General features: G+C 73.3%; 28 protein-coding genes and 1 tRNA gene. 10 read left to right on the top strand and 19 right to left on the bottom strand.

Annotation, left to right across the window (positions count from 1 at the left end):
- Positions 1–43 precede the first annotated feature (43 nt).
- From IE274_RS00445 to IE274_RS00435, 3 genes are all read right to left on the bottom strand, one after another.
- Positions 44–565 (bottom strand): DUF4383 domain-containing protein, encoded by a 522-nt coding sequence (locus IE274_RS00445; RefSeq protein ID WP_190113508.1) that lies wholly within the window; start codon positions 563–565, stop codon positions 44–46.
- A 128-nt stretch (positions 566–693) separates the two neighbouring features.
- On the bottom strand, positions 694–2,154 hold the full coding sequence (locus IE274_RS00440) for a coiled-coil domain-containing protein (protein ID WP_372447228.1): 1,461 nt from the start codon (positions 2,152–2,154) through the stop codon (positions 694–696).
- A gap of 71 nt (positions 2,155–2,225) precedes the next feature.
- Positions 2,226–3,056: a DUF4097 family beta strand repeat-containing protein gene (locus IE274_RS00435; protein WP_190113506.1), complete on the bottom strand. Its 831-nt coding sequence runs from the start codon at positions 3,054–3,056 to the stop codon at positions 2,226–2,228.
- A 203-nt stretch (positions 3,057–3,259) separates the two neighbouring features.
- Between IE274_RS00435 and IE274_RS00430 the strand changes: the two genes are divergently transcribed.
- Both IE274_RS00430 and IE274_RS00425 read left to right on the top strand, forming a co-directional pair.
- Positions 3,260–3,331, top strand: a tRNA-Val gene (locus tag IE274_RS00430).
- A gap of 214 nt (positions 3,332–3,545) precedes the next feature.
- Positions 3,546–3,815 (top strand): DUF1905 domain-containing protein, encoded by a 270-nt coding sequence (locus tag IE274_RS00425; protein WP_190114056.1) that lies wholly within the window; start codon positions 3,546–3,548, stop codon positions 3,813–3,815.
- A gap of 82 nt (positions 3,816–3,897) precedes the next feature.
- Here the strand turns inward: IE274_RS00425 and IE274_RS00420 are convergent, their stop codons facing one another.
- Positions 3,898–4,131, bottom strand: a complete 234-nt coding sequence (locus IE274_RS00420) for a hypothetical protein (protein WP_190113505.1) — start codon at positions 4,129–4,131, stop codon at positions 3,898–3,900.
- A 101-nt stretch (positions 4,132–4,232) separates the two neighbouring features.
- Positions 4,233–5,282 carry a GlxA family transcriptional regulator gene (locus IE274_RS00415; protein ID WP_229909063.1) on the bottom strand — a complete coding sequence of 350 codons (1,050 nt, stop codon included), beginning with the start codon at positions 5,280–5,282 and terminating at the stop codon, positions 4,233–4,235.
- A 151-nt stretch (positions 5,283–5,433) separates the two neighbouring features.
- Here IE274_RS00415 and IE274_RS00410 point away from each other — a divergent pair, with 151 nt between their 5' ends.
- Together IE274_RS00410 and IE274_RS00405 are read left to right on the top strand one after the other, a co-directional pair.
- Entirely contained in the window at positions 5,434–6,315 is an 882-nt protein-coding gene (locus IE274_RS00410; protein WP_190113504.1) for a S1 family peptidase, read from the top strand.
- A 59-nt stretch (positions 6,316–6,374) separates the two neighbouring features.
- On the top strand, positions 6,375–7,328 hold the full coding sequence (locus IE274_RS00405; protein WP_190113503.1) for a GlxA family transcriptional regulator: 954 nt from the start codon (positions 6,375–6,377) through the stop codon (positions 7,326–7,328).
- On the opposite strand, the gene IE274_RS00400 is transcribed toward IE274_RS00405, so the two are convergent.
- From IE274_RS00400 to IE274_RS00390, 3 genes are all read right to left on the bottom strand, one after another.
- Positions 7,295–7,873, bottom strand: a complete 579-nt coding sequence (locus IE274_RS00400) for a hypothetical protein (RefSeq protein ID WP_229909062.1) — start codon at positions 7,871–7,873, stop codon at positions 7,295–7,297. The two genes, IE274_RS00405 and IE274_RS00400, sit on opposite strands and share 34 nt — an antisense overlap.
- Before the next feature lie 272 nt (positions 7,874–8,145).
- A complete protein-coding gene (locus IE274_RS00395; protein ID WP_190113502.1) occupies positions 8,146–8,481 on the bottom strand; it encodes a hypothetical protein in 336 nt (111 codons plus the stop codon).
- A 201-nt stretch (positions 8,482–8,682) separates the two neighbouring features.
- Positions 8,683–9,066: a DUF8825 domain-containing protein gene (locus IE274_RS00390; RefSeq protein WP_190113501.1), complete on the bottom strand. Its 384-nt coding sequence runs from the start codon at positions 9,064–9,066 to the stop codon at positions 8,683–8,685.
- A gap of 181 nt (positions 9,067–9,247) precedes the next feature.
- On the opposite strand from IE274_RS00390, the gene IE274_RS00385 reads away from it, so the two are divergent.
- Complete coding sequence (locus IE274_RS00385; RefSeq protein ID WP_190113500.1) at positions 9,248–9,472, top strand: DUF2277 family protein; 225 nt, start codon at positions 9,248–9,250, stop codon at positions 9,470–9,472.
- A 66-nt stretch (positions 9,473–9,538) separates the two neighbouring features.
- On the opposite strand, the gene IE274_RS00380 is transcribed toward IE274_RS00385, so the two are convergent.
- Entirely contained in the window at positions 9,539–10,159 is a 621-nt protein-coding gene (locus IE274_RS00380) for a DedA family protein (protein WP_190113499.1), read from the bottom strand.
- Positions 10,160–10,434: 275 nt separating this feature from the next.
- Between IE274_RS00380 and IE274_RS00375 the strand changes: the two genes are divergently transcribed.
- Positions 10,435–10,977, top strand: a complete 543-nt coding sequence (locus IE274_RS00375) for a superoxide dismutase family protein (RefSeq protein WP_190113498.1) — start codon at positions 10,435–10,437, stop codon at positions 10,975–10,977.
- Positions 10,978–11,079: 102 nt separating this feature from the next.
- On the opposite strand, the gene IE274_RS00370 is transcribed toward IE274_RS00375, so the two are convergent.
- The 4 genes from IE274_RS00370 to IE274_RS00355 all read right to left on the bottom strand — a co-directional run bounded on the left by IE274_RS00370 (position 11,080) and on the right by IE274_RS00355 (position 16,520).
- Positions 11,080–11,541, bottom strand: a complete 462-nt coding sequence (locus IE274_RS00370) for a DoxX family protein (RefSeq protein ID WP_190113497.1) — start codon at positions 11,539–11,541, stop codon at positions 11,080–11,082.
- A gap of 71 nt (positions 11,542–11,612) precedes the next feature.
- Positions 11,613–13,787, bottom strand: coding sequence for an FAD/NAD(P)-binding protein (locus IE274_RS00365; protein ID WP_229909061.1), 2,175 nt, complete (start codon positions 13,785–13,787; stop codon positions 11,613–11,615).
- Positions 13,788–14,065: 278 nt separating this feature from the next.
- The gene (locus tag IE274_RS00360) at positions 14,066–15,763 is read right to left on the bottom strand and encodes an alkaline phosphatase D family protein (protein WP_190114053.1); all 1,698 of its coding nucleotides are present in this window, start codon (positions 15,761–15,763) and stop codon (positions 14,066–14,068) included.
- Positions 15,764–15,872: 109 nt separating this feature from the next.
- Positions 15,873–16,520, bottom strand: a complete 648-nt coding sequence (locus tag IE274_RS00355; RefSeq protein ID WP_190113495.1) for an HNH endonuclease family protein — start codon at positions 16,518–16,520, stop codon at positions 15,873–15,875.
- Positions 16,521–17,095: 575 nt separating this feature from the next.
- Here IE274_RS00355 and IE274_RS00350 point away from each other — a divergent pair.
- Positions 17,096–17,680: a TMEM165/GDT1 family protein gene (locus IE274_RS00350; protein ID WP_190113494.1), complete on the top strand. Its 585-nt coding sequence runs from the start codon at positions 17,096–17,098 to the stop codon at positions 17,678–17,680.
- Between the two features lie 171 nt (positions 17,681–17,851).
- Positions 17,852–18,505: an HAD-IA family hydrolase gene (locus IE274_RS00345; protein ID WP_190113493.1), complete on the top strand. Its 654-nt coding sequence runs from the start codon at positions 17,852–17,854 to the stop codon at positions 18,503–18,505.
- Positions 18,506–18,528: 23 nt separating this feature from the next.
- Here IE274_RS00345 and IE274_RS00340 read toward each other — a convergent pair whose 3' ends face one another.
- Entirely contained in the window at positions 18,529–19,470 is a 942-nt protein-coding gene (locus tag IE274_RS00340; RefSeq protein ID WP_190113492.1) for a peptidoglycan-binding domain-containing protein, read from the bottom strand.
- A gap of 123 nt (positions 19,471–19,593) precedes the next feature.
- Here IE274_RS00340 and IE274_RS00335 point away from each other — a divergent pair, with 123 nt between their 5' ends.
- Positions 19,594–21,636, top strand: a complete 2,043-nt coding sequence (locus tag IE274_RS00335) for an MDR family MFS transporter (RefSeq protein WP_268255547.1) — start codon at positions 19,594–19,596, stop codon at positions 21,634–21,636.
- Positions 21,637–21,666: 30 nt separating this feature from the next.
- Here the strand turns inward: IE274_RS00335 and IE274_RS00330 are convergent, their stop codons facing one another.
- The 3 genes from IE274_RS00330 to IE274_RS00320 form a co-directional block, all read right to left on the bottom strand.
- Positions 21,667–22,173: a GNAT family N-acetyltransferase gene (locus tag IE274_RS00330; protein ID WP_190113491.1), complete on the bottom strand. Its 507-nt coding sequence runs from the start codon at positions 22,171–22,173 to the stop codon at positions 21,667–21,669.
- Between the two features lie 263 nt (positions 22,174–22,436).
- On the bottom strand, positions 22,437–22,754 hold the full coding sequence (locus IE274_RS00325) for an antibiotic biosynthesis monooxygenase family protein (RefSeq protein ID WP_190113490.1): 318 nt from the start codon (positions 22,752–22,754) through the stop codon (positions 22,437–22,439).
- Between the two features lie 55 nt (positions 22,755–22,809).
- Positions 22,810–23,214 carry a DnaJ family domain-containing protein gene (locus tag IE274_RS00320; RefSeq protein ID WP_190113489.1) on the bottom strand — a complete coding sequence of 135 codons (405 nt, stop codon included), beginning with the start codon at positions 23,212–23,214 and terminating at the stop codon, positions 22,810–22,812.
- A 131-nt stretch (positions 23,215–23,345) separates the two neighbouring features.
- Here IE274_RS00320 and IE274_RS00315 point away from each other — a divergent pair, with 131 nt between their 5' ends.
- Positions 23,346–23,747 (top strand): hypothetical protein, encoded by a 402-nt coding sequence (locus tag IE274_RS00315; RefSeq protein ID WP_190113488.1) that lies wholly within the window; start codon positions 23,346–23,348, stop codon positions 23,745–23,747.
- A gap of 63 nt (positions 23,748–23,810) precedes the next feature.
- Here IE274_RS00315 and IE274_RS00310 read toward each other — a convergent pair whose 3' ends face one another.
- Both IE274_RS00310 and proP read right to left on the bottom strand, forming a co-directional pair.
- Positions 23,811–24,485 carry an O-methyltransferase gene (locus tag IE274_RS00310; protein ID WP_190113487.1) on the bottom strand — a complete coding sequence of 225 codons (675 nt, stop codon included), beginning with the start codon at positions 24,483–24,485 and terminating at the stop codon, positions 23,811–23,813.
- 150 nt (positions 24,486–24,635) lie between these two features.
- Positions 24,636–26,093 carry a glycine betaine/L-proline transporter ProP gene (proP, locus tag IE274_RS00305; protein WP_190113486.1) on the bottom strand — a complete coding sequence of 486 codons (1,458 nt, stop codon included), beginning with the start codon at positions 26,091–26,093 and terminating at the stop codon, positions 24,636–24,638.
- Between the last annotated feature and the right edge of the window lie 169 nt (positions 26,094–26,262).

Here is a 26,262-nt window from a genome sequence, read left to right as displayed (position 1 = left end):
AGGCGCACTTCAGCGCCCCAGGCGTACGCACTCACCAGGCGTATCAGCCTCGGTCCGGATGCCGGGCCTTCCAGTACGGGTTGTCGTGCGGCAGCGTCGCGCTGACGCGTCCGTACATCCCGAAGAACATCAGCAGCACGCCCACCACAAAGCTGAACAGCACGTTCTGGATGCGGAACGCGAGGAAGTTGAGGCTGGTCTCCAGGAGGGCGAGATTCACGAAGCCGCTGAGGATGAACGCGATGCCGAGGACCATGTTCAGCGTCGACGCGAAGTTGCCGCCGATCACCATCCCGGCGAAGAGCAGCAGCCCGACGCCGATCGACAGGACGCTCAGCGCCCCGTTGGTGTTCAGGCCCGCGACGGTGTCGCCGCGGGTGTCGAAGAAGCCGATCTTGTCGATCAGGCCGAGGATGCCGAACGCGAGCAGGACCAGACCCATCAGTCCGGCGCCGAAGCGGTAGACCCGGCTCAGCCGGTGGTCGACGGGCAGGTGCTCGTCGAGGGTGACGTGGTGCCGGTGGTCCTTGGACCGGGGGCCCGGGTGAAGCATGTGCGTGGCCATGTCCGCCTCCCTGATGCGCGCGGCGGCCCGTCCTTCGTACTTCCAGGATCCGCCCGGGGACGCCCGACCGCCAACAAGAAGCCCACTGTCCAGCGGGTTCCCGGCACAACGGGGCCCGGGGCCAGGCCCTAGGCCCCCTGGCCCCGCTCCTCCCGGATCTGCGCGACCACCCGCGCCACCGTCGTCCGTACCCCCTCCATCTCGGTGAGGAAGTGCCAGTAGTCGGGGTGGCGGCCCTCCAGGGCGGCGATCGCGCGGTCCAGGCGGGCCACCGAGTCGTCGAGGGGGCGGGCGTGCTGCGGGTCGGGCTTCTGGCGGCCCGCCATGGCCAGGCGCTGGGCGTCGCGGACGGCGAAGCGGGTGCGGTCGATCTCCGCCTGCGGGTCCTTCGACACGGCGTTCAGGCGGCGCAGCCGGTCACCGGCGGCGGACACGGCCTCGTCGGTGGAGTTCAGGAGCGCCCGTACGGTGGAGAGCAGGGCCGTGGCGTCCGGCCAGCGCTGGTCCTCGCGGGCCCGCTGGGCCTCTTTCAGCCTGCTCTCGGCCTGCCGCACGTTCTCGTCGGCCTGTTGCGGAACCCGCTGCAGGTCCTGCCAGCAGGCGGCCGTGAACCGGCGCCGCAGCTCGCTGAGGATCGGCTGGACCTGCTCGCTGCGGGTGGTCAGGGCCTGCGCGCGGGTCCGCAGCGACACCAGCCGCCGGTCGATCTCGCGGGCCCGCTCCGGCAGCCGCTCGGCCTCGGCGCGCACGGCTTCGGCGTCCCGCACGACACGGTCGGCGCGCTGCAGGGTGTCGGCGACGCCGTGCTGCCCGGCGCCCTGGTTCAGCTTGGTCAGTTCGGGGGCGAGCGCGGCGAGGCGGCCCGCCAGGTCGTCGGCCTTCAGGCCCGCGGTCCGCACCGCGTCCAGGGCGTTGCTCGCGGCGAGCAGCGTCTGCCGGGCGCGCTCCACGGCCGGGGCCAGGCGCGCCAGTTGGGTCTCGGCCTTGTCGAGCAGCGGGGAGAGGCCCTGCGAGAACCGGTCCAGGTCGGTCTTGGCGTTGCCGAGCGCGTCCTTGGCCTGCGTCAGCTCGGCGCGGGCCCGGGCGGCGGCGGACGCCTCCAGGTCGTCGCGGTCGAGGTCGTGCGCGTCGACGGCGGTGATGTACTGGTGGCTCACCTCGTCGATGCGCCGCCCGAACGCCTCGAAGTCGGCGGCGGCCTTGCGGGCGGCCGGGGAGGAGTCCACGGCCGCGATCGTCTCGATGGAGATCCGCAGGTCGCGTTGGGCGCTGTCCAGCTCGTAGAACGCGGCCGCGGCGGCGTCCTTCGCGGCCTGCGCCTCGGCCCGTACGCTCTCGCCGCGGCCGCCGAACCAGCGCCGCGTACCGCCTCCGGCGAAGGCCGCGGGGAGGGTGGCGGCGAGCAGGGGGAGGGGCAGGAGGACGAGGGCGAGGGTGTCGCGGACGGCGCGCCCGCCCGGCCGCGACTGCCGCTGCCGCCCACGGGCACCGGCCGCGGCGCCGCAGCGCGAGGCGACGGCATCCGCGGCGGACACCGCCGACGACGTCCATCTGTCCCTTGGGTACGGCCGCGGAGGTGTCGCCGTCACTGTCCCTCTCCCGTGCTGTTCGCCCTGCCCGGTTCATTCTCCCACCGGTTAGGGACGAACACACGGGCCGGTCAGTTCGCGCTGCGCACTGTGACGTTGCCGTCGGCGCTCCGCACGGACACGTGGTGCGGGCTGCGGGCGTCACGGGGAACGCTGACGTCGGTGCCACCGTCGACCGTCTTCGTGTCGACCCGATAGGCGGCGGCCCCACCGCCCTTGCCCCCCTCCCGCACCGGCAGGGCGATGTCCACGGACCCGTCCTGGCTGCGGGCCCGGAGCCGGTCGGGGGCGGCGGACAGGTCGAGGCGCACGGAGCCGTCCTGGGAGCTGGCGGTGACGCGCTTCGAGGTGACGCCGACGGCGCGGACGGACCCGTCGCCGCTGCGCAGGTCGAGCGGTCCGCTGACGTCGCGCAGGTTCACGGACCCGTCGGCCGTACGCACCTTCAGCGGCTCCCGGAACCCGGTGGCCGTCACCGAACCATCCTTGTTGAGCACGTTCACGGCGGTGCCGCGGGGCACGACGACGCGATGCCTGGCGGAGCAGTTGCTGATGACACCGCTGCACTTGACCCGGAAGATGAGCCGGTCCCCGTCCATCTTCCACGTGACCTTCGGGCTCTTCCCGAGCACGGTCCGCCCGTCGAACCACCGGGTCACGCGCACGTCCTCGGCGTCCGCGTCCCCGCTGACGGCCAACTCCACGGCCGAGTCGTCCGAATCCACCGTGAGGGTCCGCCCCGACAGCGCGAACGACCGCTGCTCCGGATCGGAGTCGTCCGAGGCATCCGCCCCGCACGCCGCGACGAGCCCGACGGCAGCGGCCGTCGTCCCCACCGCGACCAGCACCCGGATCCCCCGCGAACTCGGCTCCTGCCGCGGACGACGACTGCGGACGGCCATGACTCTCTCCCTTTGTTCCACCGGCCCACAGCCCCTGCCGCAAGCACAGGACGACCGTACGAAGCCGCGCGCGCCAAGGGGATCCGGACCACCACCGAATCCGAGGTGGGGCTAGCCCCCGCACCACCGGGGACCTCTGTCCCCACCCCCGACAGGGGTTTGCGGGGCCGCCCCACCGGCAAGGTAGGCTGTCGGAACATTCCGGGCGCGTAGCTCAGGGGTAGAGCGCTGCCCTTACAAGGCAGATGTCGGCGGTTCGAAACCGTCCGCGCCCACCCGGAACGAAGACCCCCAGCCGATCAGGGCCGGGGGTCTTCGGCGTTCGGACGATGAGTTTCCCCGCCTGCCTCCGTCTTACCTTGCGAATACCGAGGAAGCGGAGGCACGGGATGAGCAAGACCACCCGCATCACACAGGTGGCCGCGGTCGGGATTCCCGTCACCGACCGGCAGAAGACCATCGAGTACTCCTGAACAGGCGGTATCCGTGATGGACAAGCAGTTCACCGCAACCCTGCAGAAGAGCCCGGACAAGGGCGGCTGGACCTACGTCGTGTGGCCCGAGTCGGCCAAGTTCTTCGGCACCCGCGGCCTGGTGAAGATCCGGGGCACGATCGACGGTCATCCGTTCCAAAGTTCGTTCATGGCCCTGGGGGACGGGACGCACAAGCTGCCCGTGAAGGCGGAAGTGCGCAAGGCGATCGGCAAGGAGGAAGGGGACACCGTGACCGTCCGTCTGCAGGAGCGAGTCAACGCCTGACGTCAGGAGCGATGGCTCTGCCGTGGTACGGACGCAGATCGAACGTGCAGGGCGCCCACCCCGTACGCAGGCCCCCAGGCGATCAGGGCTGGGGGCCTTCGGCGTCGGCGACGAGTGCGGTGTAGTCGTTCTTCTTGACCCGGTCGCACGGGTCCGGTCGGCCCTCGCCGCCCTCGGCGTGCTGCTTCTCCAGTGCTTGGGCGCAGTTCTCGACGCGGTCCTCGTACGAGGAGTGGTTCAGCCAGAGGACGAGGCCGGTGATGCCTGCGGCGATGGTGAGGGTGGAGGCGGGGATGAAGATGGTCGAGCGGCGCATGGGTCCCCCCGGGGGCGGGTGTTGAGGGCCCGGAGCGTAGCGGCGCGGGGAGTGTGATCGGGCGGGAACCGTGAAGCGCCGTACGGACGCCGCGGTGGGTGCTACTTCGGTGCGGGCGGTGGGGCGAACAGGGCCACCAGGGTGCGGAACGCCGTTCGGTACGCGGTGGGCGTGGTGCCGTTGAGGCGTTGGAAGTGGTGGCGGAGGTTCGCGGGGGTGCCGAGGCCGGTGCGGGTCGGGATCTGCTCCACGGGGGTGTCGGTGTGTTCCAGGAGCCACTGGGCGTGGCGTACGCGGGCACGCAGGAGGTACTGGAGCGGGGTGAGGCCCGTGTGGACGCGGAAGCTCCGGTTGAGGCTGCGGACGCTGGTGTTCGCGTGGGCCGCGATGTCCGTGAGCGTCAGGGGGCGGTGGAGGTTGGACTCCAGCCAGGTCGTGGTGGGGGTGAGGGGGGTGAGTGGGGTGGGTTCGGGGGGCGGTGAGTTCTCGGACGGTGGTTCGGTGGCGGGTGCGTGGGGTGCGTGGGGTGCGTGGGGTGTGGGGGATGTGGCTCTCAGGGCGTCGGACGGGTTCGGGAGCATCAGGAAGAGTTGGCGGTCGGCCTCCAGCGCGGCCTCCTTGCCGTGGTCCTCTTCGATGATCCGTACGCAGACGTCCTTGCCGCCGAGCACGCCCGCGGAGGTGAGGAACTGGCCGTCGGCGACCGGCCAGTCGGCGAGTTCGACCTCGATCCGGGGGTGGCGGCGGGCCAGTTCGGGCGCGTGGGACCAGGCCGTCGTGGCGCGGCGGCCGTCGAGGAGGCCGGTTGCCGCGAGGGCGAAGGTGCCGGTGCCGATCGTCGCGACCCGGGCGCCGCGGTCGGCGGCGGCGCGCAGTGCGTCGAGCACGTCGGGGGGAGGCGGGCCCGGGCAGTCGCCGTACCCCGTCACGAGCACCGTCCCCGCGTCCGCCAAGCCGTCCAGGCCCCGCTCCGGCGTGATGCGGAGTGGGCCGGGCGGAGCGGTGGCGATCGTGCCCTGCGCGGCGCACACCCGCAGCTCGTACGGCGGGCGGCGGTAGAACGTGCGCGAGGCCGCGCCGAACAGCAGCGCCGGGGTGCTGAGCTGGGGCGCGGGCACCCCGTCGAGCGCGAACAGCGCGACCACGGTCATGGCCAGAATTTAGCCCAGGGTGGCAGCGGACCGCTTTTTCCCGGCCCCCGGTCCCACGGAGCATGGAGGAACACGCGGCGGGGACCACGGCGACGCCTGGTCCGACCGCCCGTTCAGTTCGCCATCCATGCATCAGGTGAAGGGCACCTCCATGTCTACTCCCGCCACTCCCGCCACCCCGGCCCGGTCACCCCGGGCCTCCCGCCCGTCCCGTACGGCACGGCGCGTGCTCGGCGGCCTCGGGGCCGTCGGCGCCGCCACCGCCCTGTGCGCCACCGGCCTCACCGGCAGCGCCCAGGCCATCGTCGGCGGCAAGGACGCCACCAAGGCGTACCCGTTCATGGTGTCCGTCCCGATGACCCTGGAGCAGGAGGACGGCACCAAGCTGAAGGGCGTGTGCGGCGGCACCCTCATCGACCCGCGGTGGGTCGTCACCGCGGCCCACTGCGCCCAGGACGACTTCGTGGCCCGCCCGACCGGGAAGGTCCGCGTCGGCAGCGACCGGCTGAGCTCCGGCGGCACGGTGCGCACCATCGTCGAGAAGGTCGTCCACCCCGCCTACGACATCAGCGGCGACAAGCGCTCCCACGACGACATAGCCCTGCTCCGCCTCGACCGCCCCGTCACCCGGTACGCCCCGATCCCCGTCGCCGACCGCGCCCCGAAGGTCGGCGCGCACACCCGGATCCTCGGCTTCGGCACGACGGTCGACAGCACCGACCTGGAGAAGTGGAAGTTCTCCGAGCGCCTCCAGGAGCTCGACACCCGCAGGGCCGCGGCCGGCAAGTGCCTCGACATCAAGGGCAGGACCGAGCTGTGCACGCAGAGCCTGGTCCGCGACGCCATGGCGTGCAACGGCGACTCCGGCGGGCCGCAGGTCCAGCGCGTCGGCGGGCGCTGGCAGCTCGTCGGCGCCACCTCCGGCGACGGCGACGCGGCCGTCGACCGGCGCTGCGCGGGCGGCCCCGGGATCTACGCCTCCGTACCCGCGTACAAGAAGTGGATCGAGAAGACGATCGCCTCGCGGCGCTGAGCTGACGTCGAGCGTTCGGTGCGTTCGGTGGCTTCCAGCGGATGCGGATAATGCCGGGCATGTCAGTCATCGCGCTGCTCGTCCTCGACGGCGTCCCCGCCCACCAGCTCACCACCCCCGGCCTGGTCCTGGACGCCGTCGCCCGCAGTGCCTCCGGGGCCGCGTACGAGCTGCGGGTCTGCGCGGTCCCGCGCACCGTCACCACCGCCCGGCCCGCCCCGCTGACCGTCACCGCGGACCGGGGTCTCGACGGGCTCGACGGGGCCGGGACCGTGCTGGTGGCCGGGCACGACGGGTTCCGGGCCGAGCCGCCGCCGGGAGTGGCGGATGCCCTGCGCGCGGCGGTCGACCGGGGGAGCCGGGTGTTCGCCGTGGGCACCGGCGCGTTCACGCTCGCCGCGGCCGGGGTGCTCGACGGCCGCCGGGCGACGACCGAGTGGAGCCACGTCCCCGAACTGGCCGCGCGCCACCCGCGGGTGGCGGTCGACCCGGCGGGGACCCTCGTCGTGGACGGGCCGTTCCGCACCTCGGCGGGGTTCCTCGGCGGGCTCGACCTGTGGCTGCGGCTCGTCGAGGAGGACCACGGCGCCGAGGTGGCCGCCGCGACCGCCCGGCACCTCGTCCTGCCCGTGTACGACGACGCCGGGGCCGCGCGCGCCGAGCTGGCCCGTGCCCTCGCCGAGACCGGCGGCCTGGAGCCGACCGTCCGGTGGCTCCAGGCGTCCTCGCACCGGCCCCTCACCCTCGCCGACATCGCCGCGCACGCCCGCCTCAGCCCCCGCACGCTCGACCGCAGGTTCCGCGCGCACACCGGCCTCAGCCCGCTCCAGTACCTGCTGCGCGTACGCCTCGACCGGGCGCGGCACCTCTTGGAACAGGACGAAGCGACGATCGAACAGATCGCCGCGCGCGTGGGGTTCGGCTCCTCGGCGAGCTTCCGCCGGCACTTCCGCGATGCGACCGGCCGCACGCCCCGGGACTACCGCGCGGCGGCCCGGCGCGACTCCGACTGAAGGTGGGCCTTCGCGTTGATCAGGGCCCGGGTGCGCAGGCGGCGCCACTCGGCGAGGTCGGTGCGGTGGCGGCTGCGGATCTCGGTGAGCGGCTGGTCGCGGAAGGCGGCCTCCGGCTTGAGGTTGTTGACGACCGTGGAGACGCGGAACCAGCGCCGCTGGTCACCGTAGAGGGTGCGTTGGGCCGAGGCGAGACAGCCGTCGGTGTGGGCGCGCACCGAGTGGCCGGTGGGCAGGGTCAGGGCCAGCTCCGTACGGCCGGTCCCGAACAGGGCCCGCGTCACCCGCTGTTGCTCGGCGGCGGACGGGGGGCGGTCGCCGCGCGGCGGGGTCAGGCCCTTGCGGGTCAGACAGGTGTCGGTGAGCTGCTGTTGCGCCGCCTTGATCGTGTCGCCGGGCGCGAGGCCGGGCTCGTCCTCGCCGCTCGGCGCGCAGCCGACGGCGAGGACGGTGAGCATCACCAGGGGGAGGGCCGCGAGCGCGCGCAGGCCGGGCAGGGACAGGTGCGGGCCCGGTCCGGACAGGCGTGGGCCCGGTACGGACACGCGCGTGCGAGGGTCGGCGTCGGTCCGCCGGGGGCGACCGGCCCGCGCGGGGCCGCTCTGCCCGGCTCGCGCCCCGGCCTCTCGTGGCTCACGGGGCTCACGGGGCTCTCGGGGGGTTGCTTCTCGGCGCATGCGGGCGGCTCCTGGGGCTGGTTCGGTGCGCGGTGCATGCGCACCCTCCCCACGGACCGCCGCGCTAAGCCCCTAGTCACCCGGACCGGTGAGTGGTCGGCCCGGACGCCGGGGGTGGCCGGGAGCCGGTGCCGCGGACGCTACTTGCGACGCTGCTGCGCCGCCGGATGCGTGCGCCGGTACCTGCGGTCCCAACGCTCCTGGCGGTCCCGCCGGATGCGGTAGTCGCGGTACGTGGAGGGGATGCCGCCGCCTCCGCCGGAGCCGCCTCCGCCCGAGCCGCCACCGGCTCCACCGCCCGCGCCCCCGGAGCCGCTCGCGCCGACCCCGCCGCTCGTGGGTCCCGGCCGGGCGGAGCCGCCGGTGTGATGGCGGACGAGGAAGTAGACGAGCACTGCGGCGGCCACCCATAGCAGGGGCTGCTTGAAGCCCAGGACGATCAGGACGGCCAGTACGGCGATGATGAGTATGTTCATGGCTGAACCTCCGCACGCTGGACGCGGGCAGCCGGATTCGAATGGCGTCACCTGATGAAGATCGGTGATCAGGTGCGATCGGTGGCGGGCCACGCGGGCGCGGGGCAGGGGCGGCTCCGGAGCGCGGGCCCGCTGTCACGGGGTCGTACGAGGGCTCGTCCGGCCCTCGTACCGGGAGTCAACGCCCGCCGCCACCGCCTGTCAATGCTCCTCGGCGGAGGTCGTGGGCGCCGCTTCGTGGGCGGGTTCGTCGGCGTGTTCGTGTGCGTGCTTGAGCAGCATCCGAGTATCCACCGCGTCCGGGCCCGAAACCTGTTCCCAGAAGCGGTGGCAGCTCACGAACACCGTGAGCTCCCGCTCCCGCGCGCGCAGCTTCTCGACCTCGGCCTGCTCGTCCGGCGTCCAGCCGGGCGACGCGGGGCGCTCGACCTTGCGCCAGCCGTTGTCGTCGCTGAAGCCGTCCAGGGGCTCGACCGACCAGGGCAGCCGCCGCAGCAGGGCGTGCAGCTCGGATCTGACCTGGTGCAGCTCCTCCTGACCGGCGAGGAGGTCGCTCGGGAACTCATACGAAGGGGTTGCGGGCACCCCGCAATGGTACTCCTGTTCGAATTAGTGGGGCGAGTGGTGCGGTGGTGTGTCGGCCGTCCTGGTCGCACGATGGCGGATTCCGGCGGTCGTGCGGCTTCGGTGGGCGCGCGGCGGTGGCGCGGCGGGAGTTTTCCGTGATCGGTTCACGTCAGAGCCGCGTACGCGCGAAGCTGGAGGCATGTGCCGCAGCATCAAGACCCTCCGCCCGCCCGCCCTCCCCGAGAAGGCCACCGACGACGAGATCCGGGCCGCCGCGCTCCAGTACGTGCGCAAGGTCTCCGGGTTCCGCGCCCCGGCCGCCCACAACCGCGAGGTCTTCGAACAGGCCGTCGACGCCGTCGCCGCGGCGACCGCCGACCTGCTCGCCCACATCGAGGTACGCGGAGCGCGCGCGGCGTCGTAGCGGCCGTCAGGGCCGGAGACGGCGGGCGCCCGCCGTCTCCGGCCGGGGCGCAGGGGTCGGCGGGCCTCAGCCCGCCGGGGACTCCCGCGGCCGCCGCACCAGGAACGCCGCCCCCGCCCCGGCAAGCGCCAGCGCGAGGACCGAGACGCCGGTGGCGAGCCAGGTCGCGCCCAGCCACTGGCCGCCGAAGTAGCCGAGGCCCACGCTGTAACCCGCCCAGGCCACGCCCGCGAGGACCGACCAGGGCAGGAACTCGCGCACCCGGCGGTGGGCCGCGCCCGCGCCGAGCGAGACGATCGAGCGGCCCGCGGGTGCGAACCGGGCGATGACGACGAGCACGCCGCCGCCGCGCGCGAGCGCCGTGCCGAGTCGTTCCTGCGCGCTGGTCAGGCGCCGGGAGCGGGCGATGGCGCGGTCGAGGCGTTCACCGCCGCGCCAGGCCAGGCGGTACGCGACGAGATCGCCGAGCACGGATGCCGTCGCGGCGCAGAGCATGAGCAGCAGGATGTCCGGCACGTCCTGTGGGACCCGCCCGGTGCCGGAACCGGCGGCGGCCGCCGCGGTCGCCGCGGTGATGACGAGCACGCCGCTCGGCAGCAGCGGCAGAAAGACGTCGAACAGGACGGAGAGGGCCACGACCGCGTAGATCCATGGGCTGCCGGTCAGCGCCCCCACACTCTCCAACACCGAAACTCCCCCGTTGTTACTCCCCAGTCGGCAACTCTTCGCCGCGATGTTCGCGGGAGCGGCGGGTGGCGGCCTGATAACAGCTGTACAGCGTACGCCGCACCCTGAGCCGTAGATCCATTGGGGGCTCAGATGTTCGCTACATCACGTTCACCCGGCTGCCCTTCTCGACGCGGCGCGCGCCCGTGAAGTCCCGTACGAACGGAGCAGGAGTGTGCATAACGGGCGCTCAATCGCAGACAAGTCGACATGTAGGAGAAGGGGAGAACTCGACAATGGTGGCAGGGATACTCACGGCGGCCGTGGCGGCCGCCGTGCTCGCCGCGAGCGGCGGCGTACCGGACGGGAGCGGCGACTGCGTGCGCGCGAAGGGACGGTTCGCGCCGTCCAAGATGCTGTCGCCCGCGCTCACTTACGACCGGCAACTGGTGCCGCCGGGCGCCCGGATCGAGGTGACGCAGCGCCACGAACGGTCCGGCACCCGGGTCGCCCTGCGGGTGCGGGGCCTGAAGCCGGGCCACGCGTACGGCGCGCACGTGCACCAGAAGCCGTGCGGCCCGGACCCGGCCGCGGCGGGCGGCCACTACCAGCACCGGCCGGACCCCGTGCAGCCCTCGAAGAATCCGGCCTACCTCAATCCGGCCAACGAAGTGTGGCTGGACTTCACCGCGCAGCCGGATGGTTCGGGGAAGGCGGCGGCGGTCCACTCGTGGGGCTTCCGGCCGGGTGGGGCGTCGTCGGTGGTGCTCCACCGGGAGCAGGGCGGCGCGGGGGACCGGGTGGCCTGCTTCACGGTGCCGTTCGCGCCGCGCGCCTGAGCGGACATGAAGGCGCCCCCTCCTCCGTACCGGGAACCACGTACGGAGAAGGGGGCGCCGCTCATGCGGACTGCGGGTCAGGCCGCGATGAGGTGCCGCGGGTCAGGCCGCGACGGGCGTGCGCTCCGCGTCCGCCGTCGCCTTCGCGCCCCGCTCACCGCGGGCCGCCGCGATCACGCGGTCGAGGCTGAACGCGCCGGAGCCCGTGAAGACGAGCAGCAGGAAGACCCAGCAGAACATCGCGGAGGCCTCGCCGCCGTTCTGTATCGGCCACAGGGACTCCGGCTGGTGGACCTTGAAGTACGCGTAGGCCATCGAGCCGGACGAGACGAGCGCGGCGCCGCGGGTGCCGAGGCCCAGCAGGACCAGGCTGCCGCCGACGAGCTGGATGACGGCCGCGTACCAGCCCGGCCAGGTGCCCGCGTCGACGGTACCGCCGCCGCCGTCCGTGCCGCCGAGGACGCCGAAGAGCGAGGCGGCGCCGTGGCAGGCGAAGAGCAGGCCGACGACGATGCGGAACAGGCCGAGGGCATAGGGCTGGGCGCTGTTGAGACGTCCAGTCATGGTGGGGGACTCCTTCGGTCATGACTCGGTTTGGGGACGGGAACCGATCGAAGCCCCAAGATTAGGTCCGCCTAATTAGTACTTGCAACTTCAACATCTGAGTGTTTCGTGAGAATCGGCTGTATCCAGCCGTCGCAGGTGTCCCGGGGGTTCGTCGGCCCGTCCTGAACTGTCGCCGCCGCGGCCGGCACGGTCGCCGCCCCGGTCGAGGCCGACGTCCCCGCCCTCGCCCCCGCCCCCGTCCCCGTCGCCGCCCGCAGCGCCGCCCGCGCCACCGCGTCCGCGTCGGACAGCGTCACCGAGTCCACCCCCGGCCGCGCCCCGGCCGCCGTCACCCAGTGCACGCCCTCCGTCGGCACCCCGAAGGCGAACCGCCGCGGGTGCGCCCGGCCCCGGCGGTCGAGCACGCGGTACGGGCGGGGGGTGACGTCGAGGCCGCCCGTCTCGTGGCCGTCGACCGTGTGCGGGCGGCACTGCCCGGACCGCAGCAGCCCCGCGAGCAGCGCGTCCCCGGTGCGCCGCAGGTCCGGCTCGGGCAGCCGCGCCTCGACCAGGGTGGTCACGCGCACCCCGGACCCGGGCACGTCGGGGGAGTGCGCGTAGAAGGCCCCGGTCGTCCCCGTCGTCCCCGTCGTCCGAGCCGTCCCGGCCGTCCCAGTCGTCCCGGTCGCCACGTCAGCCCCGTCCGCCGTACCGGCCCTATCCGCCCCCACCTCCACGCCCCGCACCTCCAGCCGGGGCCCCAGCACCTCCACCACCCCCGCCTCGACGAGCGCCGTCAGCTCCTCGATGCGCCGCCGGGGCGGGCCGATGGACAGGAACGCGTTGAACGGCGTGTACCAGCCGTCCAGATGGGCCCGCCGGGAGGCGCCCGCCAGGCCCCCGTGGTCGACGACGAGCCGCAGTTCGTTGCGCAGGTCGCGCAGGACGTCCAGGGCGGCCTTGAGCGGCCCGGCGACATTGCCGAGCGCGGCCTGCGCGGCGTCCTCGCGCAACTGCCCGAGCAGCCAGGAGCGGAAGTCCCCGGGCGAGCGGAAGACCTGCCCCGCGTACGGGCGCGCGAGCCGCTCCCAGGACCATCGCCCGTCGGCGGTGAACCCGAACTCGTCCAGGACCAGGGACTCCTCGGCGCTGCCGTGCGCGGTGTCGAGGAAACGCTCGCGGAAGGCGGCGGCCCGCCCCGCCGCCCCGGCCGCCGTGAGCCGCGCCTCGTAGTGGACGGTCTCCACCTCCTTGGCGACCAGCGGCCACACCTCGGCCAGGAAGTCCGGCGCGTCCCCGCTGTCGGCGCGCTTGCGGAAGCGCGCGATCGCCTCCGGGGTGAGCACGGCGGGCCGGTGCCGCCCGTAGGGGCCCTTGGCGTTGTCGCCGCGCGCCTGGTACGGCACGCCCCGCCGCGAACCGGCGTACAGGCGCGGCTCGTTGCCGGACGCCACATAGCGCAGCCCGCCCCGCTCGCCGGGCACGAAGCGCCCGCCGCGCCCCGACGTCAGGAGCGCCATGTGGTCGAAGAAGTTCAGGCCGAGCCCGCGCAGCAGGACCGGCTCGCCGGGGGCGATCACGGTGAGGTCGACGTCGGCCGGGTTGGCGGGCGGGATGTGGCGCAGGCCGTGCCGGTCGGCGTACGCGGACAGTTCCGCGCGGTCCCGGTCGGCGGTCTCGGGCAGGTGGCCCTGCGCGAGGACGACGGCGCCGAGCCCGGATATCTCCCGGGAGTCGTCGAGTACGAGGGTCTGCGTGCCCCCGCCGGTGCCGTCCGTGCCGTCCGTGTCGTCGAGGGCATCGAGGTCATCGATGCCGTCGAGGCGGATCGCGCGGGCCGCGTGCGTACGGACGCGGACGGAGCCGGGTGCGGCGCGCACCGTCTCGGCGAAGAACCACTCCAGATAGCGGCCGTAGTCGGCGCGCGTCGGGTAGTCGTCGGGCCCGAGCCCCGGCAGGTGCCCGCGCGCGGCCCACTCGTACAGGCTCGGGCCCGGCCGGATCGGCCCCGCGCAGTCGACGCTCGCGTCGGTGAACAGCGTCACCTGGGAGGCGACGGTGTTCATCAGGAGCTCCGGCGACTGGGCGGTGCGCCACACCCGCCCGGGCCCCGGCGGCGCCGGATCGACCAGGTGCACCGTCAGCCGTGTCCCCGGCGGCAGCAGCTCGGCGGCCGAGGCGCACAGGCGCTCCAGGACGCTGGTGCCGCGCGGCCCCGCGCCGACGACGGCTATGGAGTGGTCGACGGTCGCAGCAGCAGACAAGAGCGTGACTCCCGGTACGGGCGGGGCGAGGACCGGCTCATCATGCCGCCGGGAACACCGTTGCCGAAGCCCGCTTCGGAGGATCGCCATCCGGTTGTGGCCCGAGTCACGGCCAAGGCGGACATCACCGCTACCCGTGGGAGGTTCGCCCCGTCACACCCGTACCCACCGCAACCGCACACACAGGACGCACGGCCCCAACGGCCTCACAGCCCTCACAGGTCACATGGACCACACAGGTCACAGAAGGCGCACACGGACCTCGGGACCTCGGGACCTCACGGGGTGAGCGTCGTCCGCTCCACCGTCTCCAGCCGCTCCCCGCCGCCCTTCTCCGCCCGCGCCTGGTCCAGGCGCAGCTCCGCCGCGCGCCCGCGCAGCGTCAGCGTCATCAGGTGGTTGCCGAACCAGGGGCCGCCCGTTCTGCGCCAGCTCACGGCCGCGCGGGGGAGCCGCCCGTGCCGTGCGAAGCGGCGGCCGAGGGCCCGGCCGACGCGGCTCCAGCCGAAGCGGAAGCCGACCCGTATGGAGGCGGGGATGGAGTTGTGCACCGGCGAGCAGGTGAGCTGCAGGACGCGGGCGTCGGGGCCGCCGCCCGCGGGCCAGGTGGGCTCGGCGACGTACGCGTGATGGACGTCGCCGGACAGCACGCACACCGTCGCGGGCGCGTCCGTGAGGGAACCGGCTTCGGCGATCAGGGCGGCCAGCGCGTCGAAGGACGTGGGGAAGGCGGCCCAGTGTTCGAGGTCGGCGCGTCTGCGCAGGTCCTCGCCGAAGCGGGCCCAGCGCGGGCCGCGCTCGCCGCGGCACAGGGCGGCGTTCCAGCCCTCGGCGTCGTGGATGAGGTGGGGGAGCAGCCACGGCAGGGACGTCCCGATGAGGAGGTGGTCGCAGCCGCCCTCCAGGGCCTGCTCGCGGAGCCAGGCGGCCTCGCCGGGGTCGAGCATGGCGCGGTTGTCCTCGTCGAGGACGCGGGCGGCGCGGGTGTCGACCATCAGCAGGCGTACGCGGCCGAAGTCCCGCCGGTAGCTCCAGCGGGCGCTCGCCGGTTCGGCGTCGGCGGTGGCGGCGTGGGCGCGCAGCGCGTCGGTGCCGTCGGGCGTGGCGCGCACGGCCGCGAACAACTCGTCGCGCTCCAGTTCCTCGGGCGGCAGATTGCCCAGGTGCTGATGGACCCAGTACGACATCAGGCCGCTGAGGATGCGCTCGCGCCACCAGGGCGTGGCCCGCATCTCGGCGAGCCAGGAGGCGCTGGTGTTCCAGTCGTCGATGACGTCGTGGTCGTCGAAGATCATGCAGCTGGGGACGGTGGACAGCAGCCAGCGCACCTCGGGATCGAGCCAGGACTCGTAGTAGAGGTGGGTGTACTCCTCGTAGTCCGCGACCTGGTCGCCCGGGGGCTCGGAGAGGTCGCGGCGGGCGGCGAGCCAGCGCCGGGTGGCCTGGGAGACCTCGTCCGCGTACACCTGGTCGCCGAGGAGCAGCAGCACGTCGGGGCGCTCGGCGGCGGGGTCGGCGGCGAGGCGGGCCGCGAGGGTGTCCAGGGCGTCGGGGCCCACCGGGTCGTGTTCCTTGCCGGTGCCGGAGCCGCTCCGGTGGCCCAGGTCGTGCAGGTGGGACGTCTTCGCGGGCGGCGCGGCCCAGCGGCAGGAGCCGAAGGTGACCCGCAGGGCGTCGGCGTCCGCGCCGTCCCCGCCGGGGGTGCGGATCGTGCTCGCCGGGAACGGCGAGTCGGGCGGCGGCCACACCGGGCTCTCGTCGAGGGTGACCTCGTACGCCGTCTCGGTGCCCGGGCGCAACCCCGTGACCTGCACCAGGGCGTAGTGGTGCCCGGCGACCTGGAAGGTCCTGGCCGTGCCGCGCGTGCCGTCGGCGCAGCGCACCTCGGCCGTGCAGGGCCGGTCGGCCTCGACCCAGACGGTCGCCCGCGCGCCGTCGACGTACCTCAGCAGTGGACCCAGACGCAGCCGCGCCACAGTGATCACCCTCCTCCGTCGCCCCGTACGGTACGGAACGACGGAGGCGGGCGGGACGGTTCCGCGCAAGCGGACCGGCCTCGGCGTGCTCAGGATCCGCCGCGGCGGATCAGCAGCCGTTCAGGATCGAGCTGAGCGCGCTCTTCTCCGCGGAGTCGACGGTGAGGCCGTAGTTCTGCTTCACGTCCACCCACATCCGGGCGTAGAAGCAGTGGTACGAGGCGGTGGGCGGCAGCCACTCCGCCGGGTCCTTGTCGCCCTTGGCCTGGTTGACGTTGTCGGTGACGGCGATGAGCTGGGGCTGGCCCAGGTCGTTGGCGAAGCCCTCGCGGCGGGCGGTGGTCCAGCCGCTGGCGCCGGACTTCCAGGCCTCGGAGAGCGGGACGACGTGGTCGATGTCGACGTCGGACGCGGCGGTCCAGGTGCCGCCGTCGTAGGGGGACTTCCAGGTGCCGGAGACGGCCGCGCAGCTGCCGTCCTGCTGGACGTTCTCGCCGTCGCGCTTGAGGACGACCTCGCGGGTGTTGCAGGCGCCGGACTGGGTGGACCAGTGCGGGAACTTGTCGCGGCTGTAGCCGTCGGAGGAGCCCTCGGGGGCCACGGTGAGCTGGCCGAGGTAGGTGCGGGCGGTGGCGGCGCTGACCGGGGTGGGCGGGGCGGCCTGGGCGGGGGAGCCGGAGAGCAGGGTCGCGGCGGAGGCCAGGGCGGCGACGGCGCCCAGGGTGGCGAGGCGGTGACGCGCGTAGATTGCGGGCATGTGAACTCCCTTGACGTGGGGGGACGTTGACCGGTGGGGCGGCCATGCTGGCGCGCTCGGGTTGCCCCGAGGTGTGCACCGGGTGACAGGGTCGCGTCAATCACCTGTAAACATCAAGGGTTCTGGCGCCCCGTCATGGAGGCGCGCCGGGGCGGAAGTTGGTGCTTCGGGGTGAATTGCCCTGCGCGGGGTGCTCCGGTTCGCGGGGGATTGCCGGGGTGGGCGACGGAGCGGATGTGGCTCCGGTCACGGTGGGCCCGGGCCGAAAGTCCCTGGCCGGGGTGGTGCGGGGGTCGCGTACGATGGCTGGAGCAGAAGGGGAGTAGCTCTTCGCCGGACCGTCGACATACTGCTCGCCCGTCACCCGACCACCGCACCTGGTGGAGCGCCTCGCGCGCGGGTCGATGGATGAGCCGGCGCCCGGAGGCAGCCCACGTGGTGGGCGGCCAGCGAGACCTTCGGCCAGCAGTGCCAGACGTCCACCTCCGTGTACGTCACCGAGCGCTGCCGTGCCGAGGTGTCGTACGCGAAGGCTGCGGAACTCTCGGTGGGGCGGCCCGACCGATTGAGGAACCTTGATCAGCTTCAGCGTGACGGCGCTTGTCTTCGGCGTCGTCTTCCTTGCCGAACTGCCCGACAAGACAGCGCTGGCCGGGCTCGTCCTCGGCACCCGCTACCGCGCCTCGTACGTCTTCGCGGGCGTCGCCGCCGCCTTCGCCGTGCACGTGGTGCTCGCCGTGGCGGCGGGCAGCGTGCTCACGCTCCTGCCGCAGCAACTGGTGCACGCCCTCACCGGCGTCCTCTTCCTCGGCGGCGCGGCCATGCTCCTCATGACGAAGGACGGGGCCGACGGGGACGGGGCGGTCAAGGCGCCCAAGGACCAGAGCTTCTGGCGGGTCTCGGGGGCGGGCTTCATGCTCATCCTGGTCGCGGAGTTCGGCGACCTCACGCAGATCATGACGGCCAACATGGCGGCGCGGTACGACGACCCGCTGTCCGTGGGCCTCGGCGCGGTGCTCGCCCTGTGGGCGGTCGCGGGTCTCGGGATCGTGGGCGGCAAGGCCCTGATGAAGCGGGTGCCGCTGGCCCTCATCACGAAGATCGCGGCGGTGCTGATGCTGGGGCTGGGTGTGTGGAGCCTGTACGAGGCGATCGCGTAGCGCGGGTGCGGTGCGGGGGGCCTGGAAGGGTGCTGACCTGCGGTGTTGGCGCTTGGCGACCTTGTTTTGTACCGTGGTGGAACAAAGTGGCTTCGCCCGTTTCCCTGACCGGCGGGCGGAGCCGCCTTGTCTTCCTCTTCCGTGTGCGGGCCCTTCCCTTGGAGTACGCCGATGACGGCTGCGAACGTACTGACCGCCCGAGCCCTCCTCCTCGACATGGACGGCACTCTCGTCAACTCCGACGCCGTCGTCGAACGCTGCTGGCGCGAGTGGGCCGCCAAGCACGGGCTCGACGCCGACGAGGTCATGAACGTCGTGCACGGGCGGCAGGGTTACGCCTCCATGGCGCTGCTGCTCCCCGGGCGGCCCATGGCCGAGAACTACGCGGAGAACCGCGAGATGCTGGCGCGGGAGACCGCCGACATGGACGGCGTCGTACCCATACCGGGGGCGCCGGAGTTCATGGCCTCCCTGGCCGGGGTGCCGCACGCGCTCGTCACGTCCGCCGACGTGGGGCTCTCCACCGCGCGGATGGCCGCTGCGGGGCTCGCGCTTCCTGCGGTGCGGGTGACCGCCGAGAACGTGGGGGCCAGCAAGCCCGACCCCGAGGGGTTCCTCAAGGGGGCCGCCGAGCTGGGGTTCGATCCTGCCGACTGTGTGGTCTTCGAGGACTCGGGGGCCGGGATCGCCGCGGGGCGCGCTGCGGGGATGCGAGTGGTGGGGGTCGGCCCCCGGGCGGGGGAGTACGGGCCGACTGTGTGGGTGGACGACCTGACGCAGGTGCGGGTTTCTGCTGACGCGGGCTGTATAGAGCTTTCGTTCTAGTGAGAGAGATGCCCTGCCCGGACCTAAGGGGAGCTTGTCTCGGACTCCAGGGACTTCCTTGTTGCCGGGCCGTAGGCGCCCTGGGGGTCGGAGTCGATGCCTCGGGCCCGTTGGTAGCGGGTCACCGCGTCGGTCACCGGGGGCGTGTAGTGGCCGTCCGGGGGGCCCGTGTAGAGGTACAACTGGCGTAATCGGAGCTGGAGTTCCGTTACCTGGGGGCCCTGGTCGCCGCTGTGCAGGATGGGTGCGGCCGACGGTCTGCGGGACGGGGGCGGACCCACCGAACCCGTGGCGCGGGCCGTGGTGCGCGAGGGGGACGGGGGTGGGGACTTGCGTACCGGTACCGAGCGCGGTGCCGCGGCCGACGGGGTGCGGGTCGGGGTGCTGCGCGGGGTGGCCGGCGCGGGTGCGGCCCTGGTGGCCCGGCGCGGGGCGGGCTCCCTGGAGGGCTTGTCCGGTGTGCCGTCCGCCAGGTCCGGTAACGCGCGGTCCGTACCGCCGCTGCCGTCCCCTCCGGCGCCGTCACCCGCGTCCCCCGACAGCACCCCGCCCGTGAACACCGCGGCCGCCGCGACCACCAGGCCCGCCCCGGCGAACAGTGCCGCCCGGCCCCGGCGCACGATTCCCTCGGGCCGGGCCGGGGGCCGCGCGGGCGCGGCCCGCGTGGCCGCGGGCAACTCGGGTGGCAGCGGTGCCGACGTCAGGGCCGGTAAGGGGGCCGACGGCTCCGGCAGCGTCACATAGGGGCGGATGCGTATCGGATCGAAGTCCTCCGCGGCGGCCGCCTCCGCCGAGCGGGTCTCCAGGGCGGCGTCCGCGGCCTCGCGGGCGCAGCCGCAGGAGGGTGCGGCCCGCGGTGGCCGGGGTGTGCCGCAGCCCGGACACACCGCCCCGCCCGCGCTCGCCGCGCCCCCCGCTCCCTCGGGCTCCCAAGATCGTCCGGCCCGTCCGTTCGCCTCGCTCATCGCGTGCTCCCCTCCCTCGCCGGCCCCGCAGAGCTCTGAAGGAGTATGCAGCCACTCGGCTCGACAGGCCATAACGGATGACTCGGACCACGATGGAAGGTGGAAGCACCGCAGGAGGTGTCCATGACGCAGGACGTGAGCACCCGCCCGGCCGGGCCGCGGCCCCCTGCCGGACCTCCGGAGCACGTGGGCGGCGGCGTACTGGTATCCATCGGCGCGCTGCTCCTCGGCATGCTCCTCGCCGCCCTCGACCAGACCATCGTCTCCACCGCGCTGCCGACCATCGTCAGCGACCTCGGCGGCCTGGACCACCTGTCGTGGGTCGTCACCGCGTACCTGCTGGCCGCGACGGCCGCCACCCCGCTGTGGGGCAAGCTCGGCGACCAGTACGGCCGCAAGAAGCTCTTCCAGAGCGCCATCGTGATCTTCCTGATCGGCTCGGCGCTGTGCGGTGTCGCCCAGAACATGCCGCAGCTCATCGGGTTCCGGGCGCTCCAGGGCCTCGGCGGCGGCGGGCTCATGGTCCTGTCCATGGCGATCGTCGGCGACCTCGTCCCGCCCCGCGAACGCGGCAAGTACCAGGGCCTGTTCGGCGCCGTCTTCGGCGCGACCAGCGTGCTCGGGCCGCTCCTCGGCGGACTCTTCACCGAGCACCTGAGCTGGCGCTGGGTCTTCTACGTCAACCTGCCCATCGGCGTCGTCGCCCTCGTCGTCATCGCCGCCGCGCTGCACATCCCGGCGAGCCGCGCCCGGCACACCATCGACTACCTGGGCACCTTCCTCATCGCCTCCGTCGCCACCTGCCTCGTCCTCGTCGCCTCCCTCGGCGGTACGACCTGGGACTGGGGCTCGCCGCAGATCATCGGGCTCGCCGTGCTCGGCGCGGTGCTCGGCGGCTGGTTCGTGGCCGTCGAGCGCACGGCCGCGGAGCCGGTGATCCCGCTGAAGCTGTTCCGGATCCGTACCTTCACGCTGTCCGCCGTCATCAGCTTCGTCGTCGGCTTCGCGATGTTCGGCGCCATGACCTACCTGCCGACGTTCCTCCAGGTCGTCCAGGGCGTCTCGCCGACCATGTCCGGCGTCCACATGCTGCCCATGGTCGCCGGACTGCTCATCGCCACGACCGTCTCCGGGCAGATCGTCAGCCGCACCGGACGGTGGCGGGTGTTCCCCATCGCGGGCACCGCCGTCACCACCCTCGGCCTCCTCCTGCTGCACCAGCTCAACGAGAACAGCCCCACCGGCGAGATGAGCGCCTACTTCTTCGTCTTCGGCCTCGGCCTCGGCCTCGTCATGCAGGTCCTCGTCCTCATCGTGCAGAACGCCGTCGGCTACGAAGACCTCGGCGTCGCCACCTCCGGCGCCACGTTCTTCCGGTCCATCGGCGCGTCGTTCGGCGTCGCCGTCTTCGGGACCGTGTTCACCAGCCGGCTCGGCGACAAGCTCACCGACGCGCTGCGCGGGCAGGAGCTGCCGCCCGGTGTCACCGCCGACTCCCTCAAGGCCGACCCGCGCGGCATCGCCGAACTGCCCGCCGGGCTGCGGCCCGGGGTGCTGCACGCCTACTCCGCCGCCATCACCGACGTCTTCCTGTACGCCGCGCCCGTCGCCCTCGTCGCCTTCGTCCTCGCCTGGTTCCTCCGCGAGGACCGGCTGCGCGGGGCCGTCACCGCGCCCGACCCCACCCAGACCCTCGCCAGCAACCCCGTCGAACGGTCCTCCTACGACGAGGTGGCCCGCGCGCTCTCCGTGCTCGGGACGCGGGAGGGGCGGCGCGAGGTGTACGTCCGGATCACCGAACGCGCCGGGTACGACCTGCTGCCCGCCGCCAGCTGGATGCTGCTGCGGATCGCTCGGCACGGGCATGTCGAACCCGCCGCGCTCGCCGAGCGCAGCATGATCCCCCTGACCGTCGTCACCCAGGCCTCCCGGCAGTTGGAGGAACGCCGGCTCGCCCTGCGCGAAGGGCTCGGGCTGCGGCTCTCCGACTCCGGGCGGGAGGCCGCCGCGAAGCTGGCCGCGGCCCGGGAGGAGGCGCTCGCCGAGCTCCTCGGGGACTGGTGGGGGCCCGGGCGGCCCACCGATCTCATGCAGCTGGTGGCGGAGTTGGGGGCGGAGATGTGCGGGTCGGACGCGGAGCGGCCGCTCGGCCCGAGGGCCGGGTAGGGCGCGGGCGGGTGGGGCGGGGCGGGGCGGTCACGCGGTCCGGGGGCGCAGGTCCTTGCGGAACCAGTGCTCCGCGTACACGTCCGCGTTGTGGGGCGCCCCCTCCACGTACCCGTGCCGGGCGTACAGGGCCCGCGCCTCGACCAGGTCGTTGCGGGTGTCGAGGAGGATGCGGGTGGCGCCCAGGCCGTGGGCGGCGTCCTCGGCGGCGGCCAGGAGGACGGGGCCGCCGCCCTTGCCGCGCAGGCCGGGGGTGACGAAGACGCGGGTGAGTTCGGCGGTGGCGGGGTCGAGGAGGCGTACTCCGGCCGTGCCCGCGGGTTCGCCGTCGTAGCGGGCGAGGAGGAGGACTCCGGTGGGCGCCGCGAGCCCCGCGCCGGTCTCCGACGCGATGCCGCGCTCCAGCTCGGCGGGGTCCGTACGACGCCCCTCGTGCAGCTCGTACCACCGGTCGCTGACCTCGGTGTAGTACGCGCGCCACAGCGCGCCGGCCGCCGCCGAGCCGACGGGCTCGGGGGCCACGCTCCAGGACGTCATCGCCCACCCCGTCCAGCCGGCACACAAGATCTGCTGCTCCGCACTGCCACTCACCATTCTCCCAGGTCCGGGTACGTGCCGCCGTTCTTCAACTCCCCCTGCGGCACCACCCCGTACACGACACAGCGCTCGCCTTCGTGCGCGTCAGGATCCTTGGCGATCAGCGCCCATTCCCGCGCGGTCAGGTCGTCGTACGTCGCTGTGGGCCCAGGCCGTGGTGCCTGGGCCGACAGGGCGAGGGCGGTGCTGCCGGATGCCGCGGACTACGCGTTCTTGGGTGCGGCCTGCTGGACGACCTCGAACGACCACACCGAGGAGCCGCTGGCGGCGGGCTTCGGGCGGTCGCCGCCGCCCTGGTGGGCCGACTTCATGGGGCCTTCCATCCACGCCTGGAACGACTCCTCGTCGCGCCACCGCGTGTACACCAGGTAGTCGTCGGTGCCCTCGACGGGGCGGAGGAGCTCGAACCACTCGAAGCCGTCCGAGCTCTCGACGGCGCCGGCGCGGGACGCGAAGCGCTTCTCCAGGGTTTCCCGCTGTTCCGCGGGCACGGTCAGGACGTTGATCTTCACGATGCTCATGGGCACCATCGTCGCGCACGCCCGCGCGCGGACGACGCCCGCCCCTCGTCGGCGCTCAGTCCCCGTGCCGTTCGCGCCAGTCCCGGGCCACCTCGTCCACGTCGAAGGGGCGCAGGCCGAGCGGAGGTCCGGGAGGCGGGGTGCGGAGGGCTTCGGTGATCTTGGCGTTGAGTTCGGTGACCAGGCGGCGGGCCATGGTTTCCGAGGGAGCCTCGGCGGCGGCCGCGAGGACGTCCTCGGCCTCCTTGCGGAGGGCGAGGGTCGGGGACAGGGCGCCCATGCCCTCGCGGGCCAGCTTCCGCTTGACCCACCACAGTTCGTCGTAGGCGGCGCCGGGATCCTCCGGCAGGGGCTTGCCGCGTCCGGGGAGGGCCGCGAAGTCGCCCCGCTCCTCCGCCTCGCGGATCTGCTTGTCGATCCAGGACTCGAAGTTGACTCCCGGTGGCTTCCGTTCAGTCATACGACCATGGTGGCAGAGGGAGCGGAGGGGTGGGGAGTGGGGCGTTCGGGGGGCGCGGGGCCATGGGGCCGCGAGGCCGCGGGGCTAGGATGCGGCCGGTTGTCCGGACGGTCGGGTCAGGGGGTACCGAGGTGCTTGAACTCACCATGGCGATGGTGTCGGGAGTGTCGGACGCGGACGCGGGAGCGACCGCGGGGATGCTGCTCGCGGAGGAGCCGAGCGAACCCGGCGCGGTGCTCCGCGTGGGGCGCGACCGCAATGTGTGCCGGCTCGCGCCGCCGCAGGACTGGCTGTTCATCTCCCGTACGCACCTGGAGTTCCGCTGTCGCGTCGACGGCGCCTGGACGGTGACCTGGGTGCGCGGCTCCCAGCCCGATCCGGCGTCCGAGGTGCGGATCCTGGCCGGGGGGACGGCGGTGCCCCTCGCGTACGGAGGGACGACGCCGTTGCCCCGGGGCGGCTCCGGTGAGGTCGTCGTGCAGGATCGGTCGGGGCCTCGGAGCGTCAACGTGGGGTTCTTCCACGAGGATTGAGCCCGCCGTGCGGGTGGTGGGTGGTGGCCCGGCGGTGGCCCGTGGTGGCGGTCGCCGCGGGCGTCAGTCCTGTACGCGGGCCAGGGCGAAGCCGTCGTAGCCCTTCGTGCCGACCGTCTGCACGGCCGTGCCGTCCAGCTTCGGGTGGCTCGCGATCAGGTCCAGGGCGGCGCGGGTGCCGCGGATGCTGGGGTCCTCGCTGGCCGCGTCGGTGACGGCGCCGCCGCGGACCACGTTGTCGATGATGATCAGGCTGCCCGGGCGGGTCAGCTTCAGGGACCACTCCAGGTAGTTCGCGTTGTTGGCCTTGTCCGCGTCGATGAAGACCAGGTCCAAGGGGGCCTGGCCCTCGGCGTGCAGGGCCGCCAGCGAGTCCAGGGCCGGGCCCGTGCGGACCTCGGTGATCTTGTCCAGGCCGGCGCGGGCGAGGTTCGCGCGGGCCACCTCGGCGTGGGCCGGGCTGTACTCCAGGGTGATGAGGTGGCCGTCGGCGGGGAGCGCCCGGGCCAGCCAGATCGTGCTGTAGCCGCCCAGGGTGCCGATCTCCAGGATGCGGTGGGCGCCCTGGAGTTGGGCCAGGAGGTGGAGGAGTTTGCCCTGGTTGGGGGCCACGTTGATGTGCGGGAGGTTGGCGGCGTCGCTGTCGTGCAGGGCGGCGCTGAGGGCGGGGTCAGCCGGGGCGAGGAGGTCGGTGAAGTAGTCGTCGACGGTCGTCCAGCGGTCGGGGCCGGTGCTCATGTGGGCGTGCTCCTTGGGTCGGTGGCGCTGCGCTGAGCATTCCCCAGCCCCGCCCCTTCCCGAAACCGGGACTCTGCCCCTGGACCCCGGGGTTGGGTGTCCCCTTCGGGTGGGACGGTCCGCCCCCGACCGGCGCTGCGCGCCTCGTCCTCAAACGCCGGACGGGCTGACGTGCGCGTCGGCGGGCTCCACCGCCGGAGGCGACCCCGGCAGCGGCCTCCCCGCGGACTCCGTCAGGTACCAGACGGCGACGCCGCCGACGACGGCCGCGGCCATCATGTAGTACGCGGGCATCATCACGTTCCCGGTGGCGCCGATGAGGGCCGTGACGGCCAGCGGAGTCGTGCCGCCGAAGACCGAGACGGAGATGTTGAAGCCGATGGAGAGGGAGCCGTAGCGGACGGGGGTGGGGAAGAGGGCGGGGAGGGTGGCCGGCATGGACGCGGTGAAGCAGACCAGGAGCAGGCCGAGGGCGGCCATGCCGAGGCCGATGGCCCACAGGGCGCCGTCGCGGATGAGCAGGAGCGCGGGGACGGAGAGCAGGAAGAAGCCCGCGCAGCCCACGGCGATGACAGGGCGGCGGCCGACCCGGTCGGTGAGCGCGCCGACGAACGGCTGGGCGCACATCATCAGGGCCATGACGACGAGGACGACGAGGAGGCCGTGCGTCTCGTCGTACTTCAGCTCGCTGGTGAGGTAGCTCGGCATGTAGGACAGGAGCATGTAGTCGGTGACGTTGAAGACCAGGACGAGGCCCACGCACAGGAGCAGGGCGCGCCACTGGCCGGTCACCAGGTCCCGGACCCGCACCTTGGGCCGGGACTTCTCGTCCTCATGGGCCTTGGCCAGCTGCGCGGCGAACGCCGGGGTCTCCTCCAGGCGCGTGCGGAGGTAGAGGCCGATGAGGCCCATGGGCCCGGCGATGAGGAACGGGATGCGCCAGCCCCAGGACTGCAGGTCGTCGCTGGAGAGCAGGGCCGTCATCAGGGTGACGAGGCCCGCGCCGCCGATGTATCCGGCGAGGGTGCCGAACTCCAGCCAGCTCCCGAGGAACCCGCGCTTCTTGTCGGGCGCGTACTCGGCGATGAACGTGGACGCGCCCGCGTACTCGCCGCCGGTGGAGAAGCCCTGGACCAGGCGGGCCGCGAGCAGCAGGATCGGCGCCCAGACGCCGATGGTGGCGTACGAGGGGATCAGGCCGATCGCGAACGTGCCCGCCGCCATCATGATCATGGTGAGGGCGAGCACCTTCTGGCGGCCCACGCGGTCGCCGAGGGGGCCGAAGACCATGCCGCCGAGCGGGCGGATCAGGAAGGCCGCGGCGAAGGCGCCGAAGGTGGAGAGCAGCTGGGCCGTGGGGTTGCCGGAGGGGAAGAAGACCTTGCCGAGGGTGACCGCGATGTAGCTGTAGACCCCGAAGTCGAACCACTCCATCGCGTTGCCGAGCGCGGCGGCCTTCACGGCGCGCTTGACCAGCGCCGGGTCGGTGACGGTGGCTTCCGCGGGGCTCCCGGCGAGGGCGTGGCGGGCGCCCGTGGGGGCGGGGTCCGGCCCGGTGGGGGCGGGGGCCGCGGCGGGGCGGGGTCCGACGTGTTGCGCGGTCGGCAAGGGCTCGCTCGCCTGCCTTTCGTGGACGACAAGGACCCGGTGACCTTAGGTGCAGTAACCATCATTACGGGGGGTGGCGGAGTGATCGCGCGGCGTCCGCAATCGCGCTGTATTCAGGCCAAACGGGGGTACTTCCGGCGGGGACGGCCGGGGCCTGATGTGATCCTTG

It is taken from the genome of Streptomyces flavofungini (assembly GCF_014650815.1).
GTDB classification, from domain to species: Bacteria; Actinomycetota; Actinomycetes; order Streptomycetales; family Streptomycetaceae; genus Streptomyces; species Streptomyces flavofungini.
Note: the sequence above shows the minus strand (reverse complement) of the source record. Positions and strands in the feature narration are given on the sequence as shown.